14 protein-coding genes are annotated in these 15874 nt (G+C 60.5%); 3 read left to right on the top strand and 11 right to left on the bottom strand.

Annotated elements, in window-relative coordinates:
* Window positions 1–49 precede the first annotated feature (49 nt).
* Window positions 50–982, bottom strand: a complete 933-nt coding sequence (locus ABLV54_RS25865) for a LysR family transcriptional regulator (protein ID WP_044523914.1) — start codon at window positions 980–982, stop codon at window positions 50–52.
* Window positions 983–1081: 99 nt separating this feature from the next.
* On the opposite strand from ABLV54_RS25865, the gene ABLV54_RS25870 reads away from it, so the two are divergent.
* Window positions 1082–1558: a GNAT family N-acetyltransferase gene (locus ABLV54_RS25870; RefSeq protein ID WP_226564159.1), complete on the top strand. Its 477-nt coding sequence runs from the start codon at window positions 1082–1084 to the stop codon at window positions 1556–1558.
* A 49-nt stretch (window positions 1559–1607) separates the two neighbouring features.
* Here the strand turns inward: ABLV54_RS25870 and pckA are convergent, their stop codons facing one another.
* A complete protein-coding gene (gene pckA / locus ABLV54_RS25875; RefSeq protein WP_023290179.1) occupies window positions 1608–3251 on the bottom strand; it encodes a phosphoenolpyruvate carboxykinase (ATP) in 1644 nt (547 codons plus the stop codon).
* A gap of 283 nt (window positions 3252–3534) precedes the next feature.
* Here pckA and ABLV54_RS25880 point away from each other — a divergent pair, with 283 nt between their 5' ends.
* On the top strand, window positions 3535–4428 hold the full coding sequence (locus ABLV54_RS25880) for a LysR substrate-binding domain-containing protein (RefSeq protein WP_023290180.1): 894 nt from the start codon (window positions 3535–3537) through the stop codon (window positions 4426–4428).
* Between the two features lie 5 nt (window positions 4429–4433).
* Here the strand turns inward: ABLV54_RS25880 and ABLV54_RS25885 are convergent, their stop codons facing one another.
* The 5 genes from ABLV54_RS25885 to ABLV54_RS25905 all read right to left on the bottom strand — a co-directional run bounded on the left by ABLV54_RS25885 (window position 4434) and on the right by ABLV54_RS25905 (window position 9400).
* On the bottom strand, window positions 4434–5153 hold the full coding sequence (locus ABLV54_RS25885; protein WP_023290181.1) for an ABC transporter ATP-binding protein: 720 nt from the start codon (window positions 5151–5153) through the stop codon (window positions 4434–4436).
* A complete protein-coding gene (locus tag ABLV54_RS25890; RefSeq protein ID WP_044523916.1) occupies window positions 5150–6025 on the bottom strand; it encodes an ATP-binding cassette domain-containing protein in 876 nt (291 codons plus the stop codon). Before ABLV54_RS25890 ends, ABLV54_RS25885 begins: the two co-directional genes overlap by 4 nt.
* On the bottom strand, window positions 6022–7308 hold the full coding sequence (livM, locus tag ABLV54_RS25895) for a high-affinity branched-chain amino acid ABC transporter permease LivM (protein WP_023290183.1): 1287 nt from the start codon (window positions 7306–7308) through the stop codon (window positions 6022–6024). Before livM ends, ABLV54_RS25890 begins: the two co-directional genes overlap by 4 nt.
* Before the next feature lie 9 nt (window positions 7309–7317).
* Window positions 7318–8232: a branched-chain amino acid ABC transporter permease gene (locus tag ABLV54_RS25900; protein ID WP_023290184.1), complete on the bottom strand. Its 915-nt coding sequence runs from the start codon at window positions 8230–8232 to the stop codon at window positions 7318–7320.
* 109 nt (window positions 8233–8341) lie between these two features.
* Window positions 8342–9400, bottom strand: a complete 1059-nt coding sequence (locus ABLV54_RS25905) for a branched-chain amino acid ABC transporter substrate-binding protein (RefSeq protein WP_025999207.1) — start codon at window positions 9398–9400, stop codon at window positions 8342–8344.
* A 289-nt stretch (window positions 9401–9689) separates the two neighbouring features.
* On the opposite strand from ABLV54_RS25905, the gene ABLV54_RS25910 reads away from it, so the two are divergent.
* Window positions 9690–9836: a hypothetical protein gene (locus ABLV54_RS25910; RefSeq protein WP_004225356.1), complete on the top strand. Its 147-nt coding sequence runs from the start codon at window positions 9690–9692 to the stop codon at window positions 9834–9836.
* A gap of 51 nt (window positions 9837–9887) precedes the next feature.
* On the opposite strand, the gene pflB is transcribed toward ABLV54_RS25910, so the two are convergent.
* From pflB to tdcB, 4 genes are read right to left on the bottom strand one after another with little or no spacing between them, the layout of a single operon-like run.
* Entirely contained in the window at window positions 9888–12182 is a 2295-nt protein-coding gene (gene pflB / locus ABLV54_RS25915; RefSeq protein ID WP_123822930.1) for a formate C-acetyltransferase, read from the bottom strand.
* 29 nt (window positions 12183–12211) lie between these two features.
* Window positions 12212–13420, bottom strand: coding sequence for a propionate kinase (tdcD, locus tag ABLV54_RS25920; RefSeq protein WP_123822642.1), 1209 nt, complete (start codon window positions 13418–13420; stop codon window positions 12212–12214).
* 27 nt (window positions 13421–13447) lie between these two features.
* Window positions 13448–14779, bottom strand: coding sequence for a threonine/serine transporter TdcC (gene tdcC / locus ABLV54_RS25925; RefSeq protein WP_032453337.1), 1332 nt, complete (start codon window positions 14777–14779; stop codon window positions 13448–13450).
* Window positions 14780–14804: 25 nt separating this feature from the next.
* Window positions 14805–15794 carry a bifunctional threonine ammonia-lyase/L-serine ammonia-lyase TdcB gene (gene tdcB, locus ABLV54_RS25930; RefSeq protein WP_214183867.1) on the bottom strand — a complete coding sequence of 330 codons (990 nt, stop codon included), beginning with the start codon at window positions 15792–15794 and terminating at the stop codon, window positions 14805–14807.
* Window positions 15795–15874 lie beyond the last annotated feature (80 nt).

Consider the following 15874-nt stretch of genomic DNA (forward strand, 5'->3'; position numbering starts at 1 on the left):
GGGTTAACGCGACGCGGAGCGGCGAGATGTGAATAATCCGGACGTGACCTCAGGGCGCCGGCGCCGCGGCGGCGTTCCCCAGCGTCTGCAACAGGGAGATCAGCCAGCGGGTGGCCTCGCGTTTCCCGCTGCGTTTGTGGGCGTAAATCTTGACGTCAAACGGGGGAACCGGAAACGGCAGCGGGAAAATGGTCAGCCGGGCGGCGCGAGCCATCGTCTCCGCCGCCCGCCGGGGCAGCGCCATCAGCAGATCGCTCTGCTCAATAATAAAGGGAGCGCTCAGCATCGAGGGCGTTTTCACCGCCACCTGCCGCGAATAGCCCTGCCGCTCCAGCTCACAGTCCAGCACCCCCTGCCGCTCATTCCACGGGGTCACCACCAGATGACGGGCCGCAAGGTAGGCGTCCAGGGTGAGCGCCGTTCGGTCGGCCTGGCTGATAACCACATATTCGTCCCGCAGCCAGTTAATCTCCTCGAGATCGGGATGAGCTGGCTCGTCAGGGGTATTGAACCCGAGAGCCAGATCGACCTCCCCCGCCAGCAGCTCGGTCAGCGCCGGGCTGTGGGGCAGATAACGGAGCTCAAACCGCAGCCCGGGCGCCTCACGCTGCAGGTGGTGCATCAGCGTCGGAAAGACGCAGAACGCGGTGAAATCAGTGATCGCAATCTGCATGCAGTCGGTGCTGGCGGCCGGCACAAACGCCGCCGGCGGCGTCAGCTCCTGATTGAGAAATTTCAGCGCCGAAGCGATAGAGGGCGCCAGCTGGCTGGCATAGACGCTGGGGCACATCCGGTGACCTTCCCGATAGAACAGCGGGTCGTTGAGGGCGCTGCGCAGCCGGGAGAGCGCATGGCTCAGCGCCGAGGTGCTCATTGCCAGCTCTTCTGCCGCCAGGCGCACCGAGCGGGAGCGATAGACCGCGTCAAAGACTGGCAGCAGGTTGAGGTCGATACGGCGCAGGACAGGATGCATAATATTCATCGTTTGCTGATTTCATTGCACTTAATTCTTTTCACAATACCGCTTATGCTCTGGGTCAGCAATTTTGCTTTCCTTCATACCATTCAGACAGGACGACCCATGAGCATCACGATCCGCCAGGCCACCCCGGACGACGCCACCGCTATTTATGACATGATTTATGAACTCGCGGTCTACGAGAAAGCCCCCGAAGAGGTGGTGACGACGGCAGAGGAGATCAGAGAGACGCTGTTTGCCAGCAGCAGCAAAACCGAGGCGCTGATCTGCGAGGTGGCGGGCAAAGCGGTGGGCTACGCCGTGTTCTTCACCAGCTACTCCACCTGGCTTGGCCGTAACGGCATCTATATGGAGGATCTGTACGTAACCCCCGACTATCGCGGGATCGGCGCCGGAAAAGCGCTGCTGAAAACCATCGCGCAATATGCAGTACAGCGTCAGTGCGGGCGTCTGGAGTGGAGCGTGCTCGACTGGAACCAGCCGGCGATTGATTTCTATCTGAGCATTGGCGCGCAGCCGCAGGATGAGTGGGTGCGTTATCGCCTCACTGGCGATACGCTGCAGGCCTTTGCGGAGTAAAGCGGCTCGCCAGCAGGTCGGCGCCAGGCGTCGACCTGCTTGCCGCGGATCAGGCTTCGACCGCGCTATTCTGCAGCTGCGGACCGGCCAGCGCCAGACGCGCGCCCGCTTCGGTATCGCTGTACTGCTTAAAGTTATCCATAAACAGCTGAGCCAGACTCTCCGCCTTCTCCTGCCACTTATCCGCTGAGCTCCAGCCATTACGCGGATCCAGCACTGCGCTGTCGACGCCCGGAATGCTCTGCGGGATCGCAAGATTGAACACCGGGATCGCTTCATCGCGCAGCGGGCCGGTGGTGCCATTGAGGATCGCGCTGATGATGCTGCGGGTATCGCGCAGCGACAGGCGTTTGCCCTCGCCGTTCCAGCCGGTGTTGACCAGCCAGGCTTCCGCACCGGATTCCGCCATCTTCGCCGCCAGTACGCTGGCGTACTGGGTCGGGTGAAGCAGCAGGAACGCCGCGCCGTAGCAGGCGGAGAAGGTCGGCGTCGGCTGGGTAATGCCGCGCTCGGTGCCCGCCAGCTTCGAGGTGAAGCCCGACAAGAAATGGTACTGCATCTGCTCGGTGGTCAGACGGGAGACCGGCGGCAGGACGCCAAACGCGTCTGCGGCAAGGAAAATCACCTTCGACGGATGGCCCGCCCGGGACACCGGCTTGACGATATTGTCGATATGCGACAGCGGATAGGAGACGCGGGTGTTCTCGGTTTTGCTGCCGTCGGCGTAATCCACGCTGCCGTCGGCGCGCACCACCACGTTTTCCAGCAGCGCATTGCGGCGGATGGCGCCATAAATCTCCGGCTCCGCCTGCGGGTCGAGATTGATGGTCTTGGCGTAGCAGCCGCCTTCGAAGTTAAACACCCCATCATCGTCCCAGCCGTGCTCGTCATCGCCAATCAGTTGACGATGCGGATCGGTGGACAGCGTGGTTTTGCCGGTACCGGAGAGGCCGAAGAACAGCGCGACGTCCCCTGCTTCGCCGCGGTTGGCCGAGCAGTGCATCGACGCGATGCCTTTCTGCGGCAGCAGGTAGTTCATGACCGAGAACAGCCCTTTTTTCATTTCGCCGCCGTACCAGGTGCCGCCGATGAGCTGAATACGCTCGCTCAGGTTAAAGGCGACGAAGTTCTCGGAGTTCATGCCCTGCGCCTGCCAGTTGGCATTGGTGCAGCCGGCGCCGTTGAGCACCACGAAGTCCGGGGTAAAGCTGGCCAGTTCGTCGGCGCTCGGCACGATAAACATGTTTTTGACAAAGTGGGCCTGCCACGCCACCTCGGTGACGAAGCGCACGCCAAGGCGGGTGTCCGGGCTGGCGCCGCACCAGGCGTCGATGATGTACAGTTTTTTGCCGCTCAGCTGGCCTGCGACCAGGCTTTTCAGGCTGCGCCACACTTCTGGCGATAACGGCTTATTGTCATTGCGGCCGAGGCCGGAGTCAGCCCACCATACGGTGTCGCGCGTCTGCTCGTCTCTGACGATATATTTATCGCGCGGCGAGCGGCCGGTGAAGATGCCGGTATCCACTGCCACAGCGCCAGAGTCGGTCATTACGCCGCGGGCCGCGCCGGTCAGCTCAGGAGCGGTTTCATGTGCAATAAGCAAATCGTAATCAGGGTTGTAAAACAATTCGCCGCTTGCATTAATCCCCAGCTCCTGCAGAGCCATTTTTACTGATTCAATTTGTTGTGACATGGAACTCCTGACAAACTATTTAAGGTAAGAGGCCTGGGTTATTCATTGCTTTCGTCATCGTCGCCAGCTATTTAATAAGATAAATCCTGGGCAATGAAATAAAGCAATAAATAACCGTGAGTCGCGATTTCATATCGTGCTCATGTAGGGTCGCCGATACGCATTCTTAAATCTCAACTTTCCAAAAAATGTTAACACCTGTCGATAATTATGTTAATTGCATAGTTTCTATGCGCTATGCTAAAATTGCATAGCCTTTATTGCGTTTTTGAGGACTGGATCGGTGTTGGCAAATCTGGAAGTTAAATGGCTGTATGATGTGATTGCTCTCGAGGAGTCACGCAGCTTTACCCTGGCGGCCAAAGCCCGCAATATCTCGCAGTCCTCGTTCAGCCGACGCATCCAGTCGCTGGAGGCTTCCCTCGGATTCAGCATCTTCGACCGCAGCGCCAACCCCCTGCAGTTGACCAACCGCGGGAAAATTTTTGTCGGCTATGCGCGAAATATGCTCGACGACATGGATTTTCAGATCAGCCGAATTAAAGGTTTAAATAACACCACGCAAAAAATAAGAATCGACGCCGCCCCGTCGCTGTCGGTGTTATTGCTGCCGGAAATTATCGCCGGTTACACCGACCGTAAAAATAAGACTTTTCATGTTGAATCGATTAACGTCAACGACGCCGTATTTAACCTGAAAGAGGGTAAAAGCGATTTTATCCTCTCCTTCTATAATGAAGAATTAATGAACTATCCGTTTATTAATCATAAAATTTTTGATTCTTACCTGCACCTGGTCTCCCCCTGCGACGAACATGGCCGGCCGCTGTTTCATTTACATCGCGGCGTGCTGCCGCTGATGAAATACGCCAACGATAGCTATATGGGGCGCCAGGTGAACCAGGTCATCGACCGCACGCCAGAGATCACCTTCTCCCTCACCTTTGTCTCTTCCATGAGCGAGCTGCTCAAGCGCATGATCCTCAATGGCGACGGCGTGGGCTGGCTGCCGCAGTACTCCATTCAGCGCGAGCTGGACGAAGGCCGACTGACGATCCTCGATGAGAGCCTGTCGCTGCCGATCGGCGCCTGGCTCTACCGCTCCGGCTCGCGGCTTAACCAGGCCGCCGAACGTTTCTGGCAGCACATTAAAACCCGTAACCAACCGCGGGATTAACCCTCTCAGCCGCTGATCCCCAGATACGCCTTACGCACCTCCGGGTCGTTGAGCAGCGCCTGGCCGCTACCGCTCAGGCGGATCTGGCCGTTCACCATCACGTAGGCGCGGTCCGACAGGTTGAGGGCATGGCGGGCGTTCTGCTCCACCAGAAACAGCGTCATCCCCTGGGCCGTCAGCTCGCGCAGGATCTGAAATATCTGCTTCACCACCAGCGGCGCCAGTCCCAGGCTCGGCTCATCCAGCAGCAGCAGGCGCGGCCGGCTCATCAGCGCCCTGGCGATGGCCAGCATCTGCTGTTCGCCGCCGGAGAGGGTCATCGCCCGCTGTCCCCGCCGCTCTTCCAGCCGGGGGAACAGCTGGTACATCCGGGCCTTGTCCTCGGCCTGATAGCGGTTGCCAATGGCAATGGTCCCCATCAGCAGATTCTCCTCGACGGTCATATCGGGAAAGATGCGCCGCCCTTCCGGGGCCTGGGCGATGCCGTTGCTGGCGATAAAGTGGGTCGATTTCCGGCTGATCGCCTCCCCGCGATAGAAAATCTCCCCGCCGGCAATACGCGGCTGCCCGAAGACCGACATCAACAGCGTCGATTTACCCGCGCCGTTGGCGCCGATCAGCGCCACCGTCTCCCCCTCGTTGACGGTCAGGGAGACCTGCTTCAGGGCCTGGATCGGCCCGTAGAAGACATCCACCTCATCAAAGGCAAGCAGTGGCTGGCTCATCGGCGCGTCTCCTCTTCCTCAGCGCCAAGATAGGCGGCAATCACGCTGGCGTTGGCCTGAATCGCCTGCGGCGCGCCGCGGGCGATGACGTCCCCGTGATCGAGGACGATGATATGATCTGAAATCTCCATCACCATCCCCATATCATGTTCGATCAATAGCACCGTGATGCCGTGCTGCTGGCGCAGAAAGCGGATGATCCGGCTCAGCGCCTGGGTTTCAACCGGGTTGAGTCCGGCCGCCGGCTCGTCCAGACAGATCATCTCCGGACGGGTGCACATGGCGCGGGCGATCTCCAGCCGCCGCTGCTGTCCGTAGGAAAGCGTTCCCGCCAGACGGTTGGCGCAGTCCACCATCTCCACCACCTCCAGCCAGTAAAACGCGCGATCCAGCGCCTGACTTTCCGCCTGCCGATAGCCGCGGGTGTTGAGGATCCCGGCCAGCAGATGGCGGTTGACCTGGGTATGCTGGGCCACCAGCAGGTTCTCAATCACCGACATCTCGCGGAACAGGCGAATATTCTGGAAGGTGCGGGCCAGACCGGCGCGGTTCACCAGATGGGTGCCGCCGAACATTTTGTAATAGATCCGCCGCCCCAGCTGCGCCGGGTGGAGGAAATCGTCCGGGTGAAGCTTTTGCCCCAGCACCTGAATGACGTCGGTGACCTTTTCCCGCGCCCGTAGCACGATACTCCCCCCCGTCGCCCGGTAAAAGCCGGTCAGGCAGTTAAATACCGTGGTTTTGCCCGCGCCGTTGGGGCCGATCAGGGCGGTGATCGACCCCCGCTCCACCTCCAGATTGACGTCATTCAGCGCTTTGATGCCGCCGAAATGCATCATCAGATGCTCAACGCGTAAGATGCTGTCGCTCATGGCGCGACTCCTTTTCGCAACGCGACCCCGCTGCGGCTGGTGCGCACCAGGCCGCGCGGCCGCCAGATCATCATCAGCACCATCAGCACGCCAAACAGCAGCACGCGATATTCGTCAAACCCGCGCAGCAGCTCCGGGGTGACCGTCAGGACAAACGCCGCCAGCACCACCCCAAGGGTGGAGCCCATTCCCCCCAGCACCACAATCGCCAGGATCAGCGCCGACTCAAAAAAGGTGAACGACGTCGGATTAACAAATCCCTGATAGCTGGCGAAGAACACTCCGGCGATGCCGGCGGTCGACGCGCCGAGCATGAACGCCGAGAGCTTGACCAGCACATGGTTGAGCCCCATCGCCCGACAGGCGATCTCATCCTCGCGCAGCGCCTCCCAGGCGCGGCCGATGGGCATCCGCGTCAGGCGATGCTTCACCAGCAGCACCAGTATCACTACCATGCACAGCACGGCGTAGAGGAAGATGAATTTCAGGTTGGGGTTGTAACTGACGTGGAAGAACTCATGGATAGGGATACCGCCATCCTTTGCCCGGCGGGTAAATTCGAGGCCAAACAGCGTCGGGGACGGCACCGGGACGCCGTTGGGGCCGCCGGTGAAGCTCACCCAGTTGTTAAGCACCAGGCGAATGATTTCGCCAAAGCCGAGGGTGACGATGGCCAGATAGTCGCCGTGCATGCGCAGCACCGGAAAGCCCAGCAACGCCCCGGCGAGGGCCGCCATCACCGCTCCCAGCGGCAGCATCGCCCAGAAGCCGAGGCCCAGGTACTGGTAGCCCAGCGCCAGGCCGTAGGCGCCGATAGCATAGAACGCCACATAGCCCAGATCGAGCAGCCCCGCGAGACCCACCACGATATTCAGCCCCAAACCGAGCAGGACGTAGATCAGCCCGAGGATCGCCACGGTCAGCAGGTATTTGCTGGCGAGAAACGGAAAGGCGATAGCCAGGCCCACCAGCAGCGGCATTATCCAGCGCAGCCGCGAGCGGTAGCCCGGGGGCCGGACGTACACCCCGTCATCCGCCCCCTCAAAGCGGGCAACCAAGGCCTTGCCCCGCCGGCTCTGCAGCAGCAGGCTGAGCGCCAGTCTGCCGGCCATCACCACCGCCACCAGGATCGCCACCCGCGCGGGCGCGAGGGTAAAGCCATAGCCTTTGAGCACCACGCCGACGATCGGGCCAAAGACAATTAACGCGCAAAGACCGGCCAGCACGCTGTCGATCAGCGCGCTTTTGATATCCCGCGCAGGCTGGCGCGTCAGTTCACCCATAGAGCCCCCTCAGACCTTGGCCACCAGCGGACGACCCAGCAGCCCCTGCGGGCGAAAAATCAGGATCGCCACCAGCAGCGCAAAGGAAAAAACGTCTTTGTAATCCGAATTCACCATTCCGGCGAACTGCGCCTCGGCCACCCCGAGCAGCAGTCCGCCCAGCATCGCGCCAGGCAGCGAGCCAATCCCGCCCAACACCGCGGCGGTGAAGGCTTTGATGCCGATAATAAATCCGATGTAGAAGTCGAAGGTGCCGTAGTTCATGGTCACCAGCACCCCGGCCAGGCCGGCCATCGCCGCGCCGATGACAAACACCAGGGAGATCACCCGGTCGGTATTGATGCCGAGGATCGCCGCCATGCGCCGGTCCTGCTGGGTGGCGCGGCAGATGCGCCCCAGCCGGGTGTACTGGATAATCCAGGTCAGGATCAGCATCCCCACCAGCGCGGCGACGAGAATAAACACCTTGGTCCAGGTGATCTGCACTACCCCATCGCCCACCGTCATACGCAGCGCGCCGCTGAGCAGCGTCGGGATCCCCTGCTGGTTTGGCCCCTGGCTCAGCTGAACATAGTTCTGCAGGATCAGCGACATCCCGATAGCCGAGATCAGCGGCGCCAGGCGCGTCGAGTTGCGCAGCGGCCGGTAGGCGATGCGCTCGATCGCCCAGCCGTACACGCCGGTGACCACGATGGTGAACACCAGGGTGGCGAAAATCAGCAGCGGAAAGGAGTGGATCCCGAAGAAAGAGAGCAGCGCCAGGCCGATGGCGCACAGGTAGGCGGAGACCATATACACCTCGCCGTGGGCGAAGTTGATCATGCCGATGATCCCATACACCATGGTGTAGCCGATGGCGATTAAGCCGTACACCGCCCCCAGCGTCAACCCATTGATCAGTTGTTGTAGAAAAAACGCCGTCATAGCCCCTCCAGCCGCCAGGCCGACGGCCGCCGGGATGGGTACCCGGTCGACCGCCGTCATGTGACGATTCGCAAGTCAAAAGGACAGAACGTCCTCAGGTCGTGGCCGATCAGAGCTGGTGATATTTGCCCTTGTCATCCCACTGATAGACCACGTAGTCGGACACCTTGAGGTCGCCTTTGCCATCCCAGGCTTTCTTGCCCATCACCGTCTCGACGTCGTGGTTCTTCAGCCAGTCGCTGGCTTTGGCGTTATCGGTGCCGACGGCGTTCCAGGCCGCGGCAATAGCCTGAATGGAGGCGTAGGCGTAGAGGGTATAGCCTTCTGGCTCAAAGCCGCTGGCGCGGAACTTCTCGATCACCGCTTTGCCTTCCGGGAGGGTGCGCGGGTCCTGACCAAAGGTCATCAGCACGCCGTTGGTGAACTGCGGCCCGCCGGCGGCCGTCACCAGCTCCTCGGTGACAATACAGTCGCCGGAGAAGAATTTCGCCTGCACTCCCTGCTCGCGCATCTGGCGCACCAGCGGGCCCGCCTCAGGGTGGCAGCCGCCAAAATAGACCACGTCCGGCTTGAGGGCGCCGATCTTGGTCACCAGGGCGTTAAAGTCTTTTTCACCGCGGGAGAGGCCTTCGTACAACACTTCTTTGGTGCCCCGCTTCGCCAGCGCCGCGCGGGTGGCATCGGCCAGCCCCTGGCCATAGGTGTCTTTATCGTGGATGACGGCAATTTTCTTCGCCTTCAGCACGTCCAGCATATAGTTGGCGGCAATCGCCCCCTGCTGATCGTCGCGGCCGCACATGCGGAAGAGATCCTTCATGCCGCGCTCGGTGATCTGCGGATTGGTGGAGCCGGGGGTAATGGTCAGAATCCCGGCTTCGTCATACACCTCGGAGGCCGGCATCGTTGAGGAAGAGCAAAAGTGCCCCACCACGGCGGAGACTTTCGCTTCGTCCACCAGCCGGTTGGCCACCGCTACCGCCTGTTTCGGTTCGCACGCGTCATCCCCCTGCACCAGCACAATCTTTTCGCCTTTGATGCCGCCGGCGGCATTGATATCAGCCACCGCCTGCGAGGCCCCCTTCCAGTACTGGGCGCCGTAGGTAGCGTTGGGGCCGGTGAAGGGCCCGGCGACGCCGATCTTCACGTCAGCCTGGGCGTAAAAGGCCATGCTCATACAACCTGCTATCACAACATGAAGCGTCATTGTTTTCAGTTTCAAAGACATTCGGATATTCCTCAGCGATTTAGAGCCTGGCGTCATGGAATGACGCAGAAAATATCACTTACCGTGTGGTACCGACGCAGGCGCAGCGCCAGGACGGCCAGGGTGGAAGAAGCAAAAATCCCGCCAGGTAGAGAGATCGCGCCGGAGAGCGGACGCCCCGGTCGGTGCGCACGCGACGACAACCCGTGCCGCATCCGGCAAGGGCGCATTCCCTTTCAGGTCAGGAGATCGGTTGCCATCACGTGGCGAGCCGGACAACGCGGTATCCGTACCGGCCCGTGAGCTAAACATAGATGCAGTTAGCGGTCGCTGCGCGCCAGCGTGGTGCAAAAATGCGAATATGATCAACAGTGGTGATTATTTTGTTGCGGTAATGTGAAGATGATAACAGGAGAGCCCGTTAAGGGCTCCCCTGTGGCCCGGCGGCCGCTCAGAGCTGGCTGGTGAACGTTCGCGAGATAACATCCTGCTGCTGCTCGCGGGTTAGCGCGTTAAAGCGGACCGCATAGCCGGAGACGCGGATCGTCAGATTCGGATACTGCTCCGGATGTTCTATCGCATCGAGCAGCTTTTCCCGGTTCAGTACATTGACGTTGAGGTGCTGTCCCCCCTCCACCGTCTCCTCGTGATGGAAGTAGCCGTCCAGCAGCCCTAACAGGTTGTTTTCCTGCGCCGACGGCGCTTTGCCGAGGGCCGCCGGCACGATGGAGAAGGTGTACGAGATGCCATCTTTGGCGTAGGTAAACGGCAGTTTCGCCACCGAGGTCAGCGACGCCACCGCCCCTTTGCGGTCGCGGCCATGCATCGGATTGGCCCCCGGGGCGAACGGCGTCCCCGCCCGACGTCCGTCCGGCGTGTTGCCGGTTTTCTGCCCGTACACCACGTTGGAGGTAATGGTCAGGATCGACTGGGTCGGCACCGCCTGGCGCCAGGTGGGCAGCGCCTGGATTTTGCGCATAAAGCGCTCCACCAGGTCGCAGGCGATGGCATCGACGCGATCGTCGTTGTTGCCATATTGCGGATAATCCCCCTCAATGACAAAGTCCACCGCCAGCCCGTGATGGTCGCGCACCGGCTTCACCCGGGCGTACTTTATCGCCGACAGCGAATCCGCTGCCACCGACAGGCCGGCGATGCCGCAGGCCATCGTACGGTAGACGTCGCGGTCGTGCAGGGCCATCAGCGCCGCTTCGTAACTGTACTTATCATGCATGCAGTGGATGATGTTCAGCGCGCTGATGTACTGCACCGCCAGCCAGTCCATAAAGTGGTCGAGGCTGGCCATCACGCTGTCGTAGTCCAGCACCTCATCGCGCAGCGGCGCGGTTTTCGGCCCCACCTGGATCTTCAGTTTCTCATCCACCCCGCCGTTAATCGCGTAGAGCAGCGTTTTGGCGAGATTGGCGCGGGCGCCGAAGAACTGCATCTGCTTGCCGATCACCATCGGGCTGACGCAGCAGGCGATGGCGTAGTCGTCGCTGTGAAAATCGCTGCGCATCAGATCGTCGTTCTCATACTGCAGCGACGAGGTGGCGATAGAGACCCGGGCGGCGTATTTTTTAAACGCCACCGGCAGCGCCTGCGACCAGAGCACGGTCAGGTTCGGCTCCGGCGCCGGCCCCATGGTGTGCAGAGTATGCAGGTAACGGAAGGTGGTTTTACTGACCAGGGTGCGGCCATCCAGCCCCATACCGCCCAGGACTTCCGTCGCCCAGATGGGATCCCCGGAGAACAGCGAGTCAAATTCCGGGGTACGCAGGAAACGCACCATGCGGATCTTCATGATGAAGTGGTCAATCAGCTCCTGGGCCTGCTCCTCATTGAGTAAACCGGCGCGCAGATCGCGTTCAATATAGATATCGAGGAAGGTGGCCGTGCGTCCCAGCGACATGGCGCCGCCGTTCTGCGACTTCACCGCCGCCAGGTAGGCGAAGTAGAGCCACTGCACCGCCTCCCGGGCGGTGCGCGCCGGGTGGGAGATATCACAGCCGTAACGGGCCGCCATCTCCTGCATCTGCTGCAGCGCGCGCCGCTGTTCGGCCAGCTCTTCGCGCAGGCGCAGGGTGGCCTCCAGCGCCTCGCCGCGTTCAAGGGCTGGCTGCAGGTCGGCAAACTGCAGCTCACGTTCGCGGACCAGATAGCGAATGCCGTACAGCGCCACGCGGCGGTAATCGCCGATGATCCGTCCGCGACCGTAGCCGTCCGGCAGCCCGGTCAGCACGCCGGACTTACGGCAGCGCAGCATATCCGGGGAATAGACGTCAAATACGCCCTGATTGTGGGTCTTGCGCAGCGCCGTAAACTGATACTCAAAATCGGGGTCCATTTCGCGGCCATAGGCCTCGAAGGCGCTTTTGATCATATTGATGCCGCCAAAGGGGTGCAGGGCGCGCTTCAGCGGCCGGTCCGTTTGCAGGCCGACGATCTTTTCCAGCGGCTGGTTGATATAGCCCGCCGCGTGGGCGGTGATGCTGGTGGCGACATTGGTGTCGAAATCCACCGGCGCATGGGTGGCGTTCTCGACGCGGATCCCGGCCATCACCTGCTCCCAGAGGGCGGTGGTGGCCGGCGTCGCGTCGGCGAGGAAGGACTCATCGCCCTCGTAAGGGGTGTAGTTATGCTGAATAAAGTCGCGAACGTTAATCTGCGTTTGCCACGCCGTCCCGCGAAAGCCCTGCCAGGCGTCGGCGTATCGTGCGTCGTGGGTGTCGATATCTACTTTCATGAACATCGTCTCTCTACAGAATAAAAAAATCAGGCCAGCGCCGCCGCGGTGTGGATCCGGCCTAAGCGGATCGCATCGAGGGCAATCATGCGCTCTTCATTGGTGGGGATAACCGCGCAGCGCACCCGGCTGCCGTCGGCGGAGATCAGGCGCTCGCCGGCCGAATTAGGCTGCTGGTTGCGGGCAGCGTCCATCTCAAGGCCAAAGACCGCCAGCCGCTCGCTCACCAGCCGACGGATCAGCACCGAGTTTTCGCCAATCCCACCGGTGAAAATAATGCCGTCGAGACGCTGCAGCGCGGCGGCGTGGCCGGCGATATGGCGGGCGATGCGATGGACGAAGGTTTTGATCGCCAGGCGGGCGCGGGCATGGCCCTCATGCCAGGCCTGCTCCAGTACCCGCAGGTCGGAGGAAAGGCCGGAGATCCCCAGCAGGCCGGAGGCGGTGTTGGCCACCCGCTCCAGGTCGCTGAGAGTCTGCCGGGTTTCCGCGGCAATCCACGCCATGGCGCCGAAGTCGACATCGCCGCTGCGGGTGCCCATCATCAGCCCCTCCAGGGGCGTCATACCCATCGAGGTGTCCACGCTGCGGCCGTTGCGCACCGCGCAGATCGAGGCGCCATTGCCCAGGTGGGCGATCACCAGGCCGCTCTCCTGCTCCGGCAACCCGAGCAACGCCAGGGCGCGCCGGGAGACATAGCGGTGGGAGGTGCCGTGGAAGCCATAGCGGCGCACCCCGAGGTTCTGGTAATACTCCCACGGCAGGCCATAGAGAAAGGCTTCCGGGGCCAGGGTCTGGTGAAAGCTGGTATCAAAGACCGCCACCTGCATGACCCCCGGGAACAGCCGCTGCGCCGAGGCGATGCCGCTAAGGCTGGCGTAGTTATGCAGCGGGGCCAGGGACGATACCTGGCGAATATTGTCGATAACCTCCTCGCTGATAATGACCGACTCGGTGAAGAGGTCGCCGCCGTGGGCGACGCGGTGGCCAATCAGGGCCACGCTGTCGATAAGATCGCGTTGGGCTAATGCCCCGGCAATCGCCTGCAGGGCGCCTTCGTAGCCGCGCGGCGCCAGCGCCACCGGCTCGCCGCCGTTGAGCGAGAGAGACGCCTGGTCCGCGTTGATGCCCTCGACTACGCCGTTGAGCAGGCAGTCGCAGCTGGCGGCGTCCAGTACGGAAAATTTGATCGACGACGAGCCGCAGTTGATCACCAGCACTACCGGAAATTCAGTCATGTTGTACTCCGCGTGGCCTGAGCCGGATTAGAACAGTTTGTAAACGATATTGAGGATGGTCAGCAGACCAATGGCGGTCACAAAGAGGTTATCGAGACGGCCACGGTATTTGGCCAGCGAAGGCGCTTTACGAATGGCGTACATCGGCAGCAGGCACAGCAGCGAGGCGATAATCGGCGCGCCCATGGCCTCAATCAGGTCGAGGATATTGGGGTTGGCATAGGCCACCACCCAGGTCGAGCCCATGATGAACACCATGCTCAGGGTATTGAGCTTGCCGCTGGAGACCCGGGTTTTATCCCCTTTATAGCCGAAGCGCAGGATCAAACCGTTCAGCCCCTCCAGGGTGCCAAGATAGTGGCCGAAGAACGATTTGAAGATGGCCACCAGGGCGATGATCGACGCGCCATACTCCAGCAGGGTGGCAAAGGTGGATTTGGCGCCCGACATCGAGGCAAAGTGGTTCGCCAGATAGGAGAGCACCGGGATATTCTGCGCCTTGGCGTCCGCCATGTTCTGCGGCGAGAGGGTAAACAGGCAGCTGAAGGCGAAGAACATCACCACCGCCACCATCAGCATGCTGGCCCGGGAGATGATCTGCGAGCATTTGTGTTCGGTATATTCCCGGCCAAACTGCGCTTCATACTCTTCGCGTTTGGAGACCACAAACGAGGAGACGATCGGCGAGAAGTTAAAGGAGAACACCATAATGGAGATGCCCAGCCACACTGTCACCAGAATGCCGTCGTGACCGGTTAAGGCGATATCGCTGAGGTTCACCTGATCAATCACCGCGCTATTCCAGTAAGGGATCAGAGACAGGGAGATCACCACCAGGCTGGCGATAAACGGCCACACCAGATAGCTCATCACCTTGACCATCAGGTCTTTGCCAAACCAGATGACAAACGCCATCAGCAGCAGCAGGAGCAGCGCCACCACTCCGCGGTTGAGGGCCGGCATCTGCAGCTGGTTCTCCCAGAAGGTCATGAAGGTATTGGTGATCGTCACGCCATAAATCCACAGCAGCGGGCAGATGGCGAAGAAGTACAGAAAGGTGATCACCACCCCGCCGGTTTTGCCAAAATGCTCTTCCACCGTTTCGGTGATATTGCCGGAGGGGTTAGCCCCCGACAGGCACAGCCGCGCCAGCGCCCGGTGGCAATAGAAGGCGATGGGATAGGCCAGCACCAGCATCACCAGGATCGGGATCAGCCCGCCGAAGCCGGCGCGGATGGGGAAAAACAGCACCCCGGCGCCGATGGCGGTACCAAACAGGCCCAGGGTCCAGGTGGTGTCGGATTTACGCCAGGACGAAAGGCTTGTCTGGCTGGATGCAATGCTCTCAGTCGTACTCATATCCTGTCCTCACTTATGTATTGAATTAAGCGTCAACAAAACCGGTAATTTGCGATACCCGCGAGAGATCGATATTGCCGCCGGAAATCAGGCTGACCGTTTTGCGGTTCTGGATATAGCTGTCTAATTTGCCGCTTAATAACGCGGCGCAGGCCAACGCTCCGGCCCCTTCGGTGATCACTTTATTGCGCTGAATTAAGGCGACCATGCTCTGGCGAATGTCGTCCTCGCTGACGAGGACGATGTCATCCACCAGCTGGCGGGCGATTTCATAGGTCAGTTTTCCCGGGCGGGCGACATCGCAGCCATCGGCTAAGGTGCCGGCGTGGCGATGGCTGGTGATCTCTCCGGCGTACCAGGAGGCGGCCATGCCGTGAACATTCTCCGACTGCACGCCGATAATGCGGATCGTCGGGTTAATAGATTTAATCGCAATCGCGATGCCGGCAATTAAGCCCCCGCCGCCAATCGGCACAATGACATTATCCACGTCATACAGATCTTCTAATATTTCGAGACCGATAGTGCCCTGCCCGGCAATAACCTGGGGATCGTCATAGGGGGGAATAAAGATACGGCCTTCAAGTTCAACAATATCGCTGGCTTTGGCGAGGGTATCGTTAAAATTATCGCCATGCAGCACCACCTCCGCCGAATAATCGCAGGTGGCGGCGACTTTCGATTTCGGCGCCCCTTTCGGCATCACCACTTTCCCGTCAATGCCGAGCATGGCGCAGGAGAGCGAGATGCCCTGGGCGTGGTTGCCCGCTGAGCAGGCCACCACCCCTTTGCGTTTTTCCGCTGCGGTTAAGCCGCAGAGCTTATTAAAGGCGCCGCGAATTTTAAATGAACCCGTACGCTGCATATTTTCGAATTTAAGAAATATTTCACCCTTGCAGCGTTCGCTAAAATAATTCGACCGCGGCATACCCGTTTTATATATTTTTCCCGCCAGGCGTTGCTTCGCTTCGAGAATATCGTCAATGGATACCGGAAGATCGTAGGTAATATGCATTTTGGCCTCTGTATCTTAATATAAAGTCAATGACCGGGCGTCATCCTGCTGACAACAGCGAGGATGGTTGTTGGATTATT

The organism is Klebsiella sp. JB_Kp042 (genome assembly GCF_040065275.1).
Taxonomy (GTDB): domain Bacteria; phylum Pseudomonadota; class Gammaproteobacteria; order Enterobacterales; family Enterobacteriaceae; genus Klebsiella; species Klebsiella quasipneumoniae.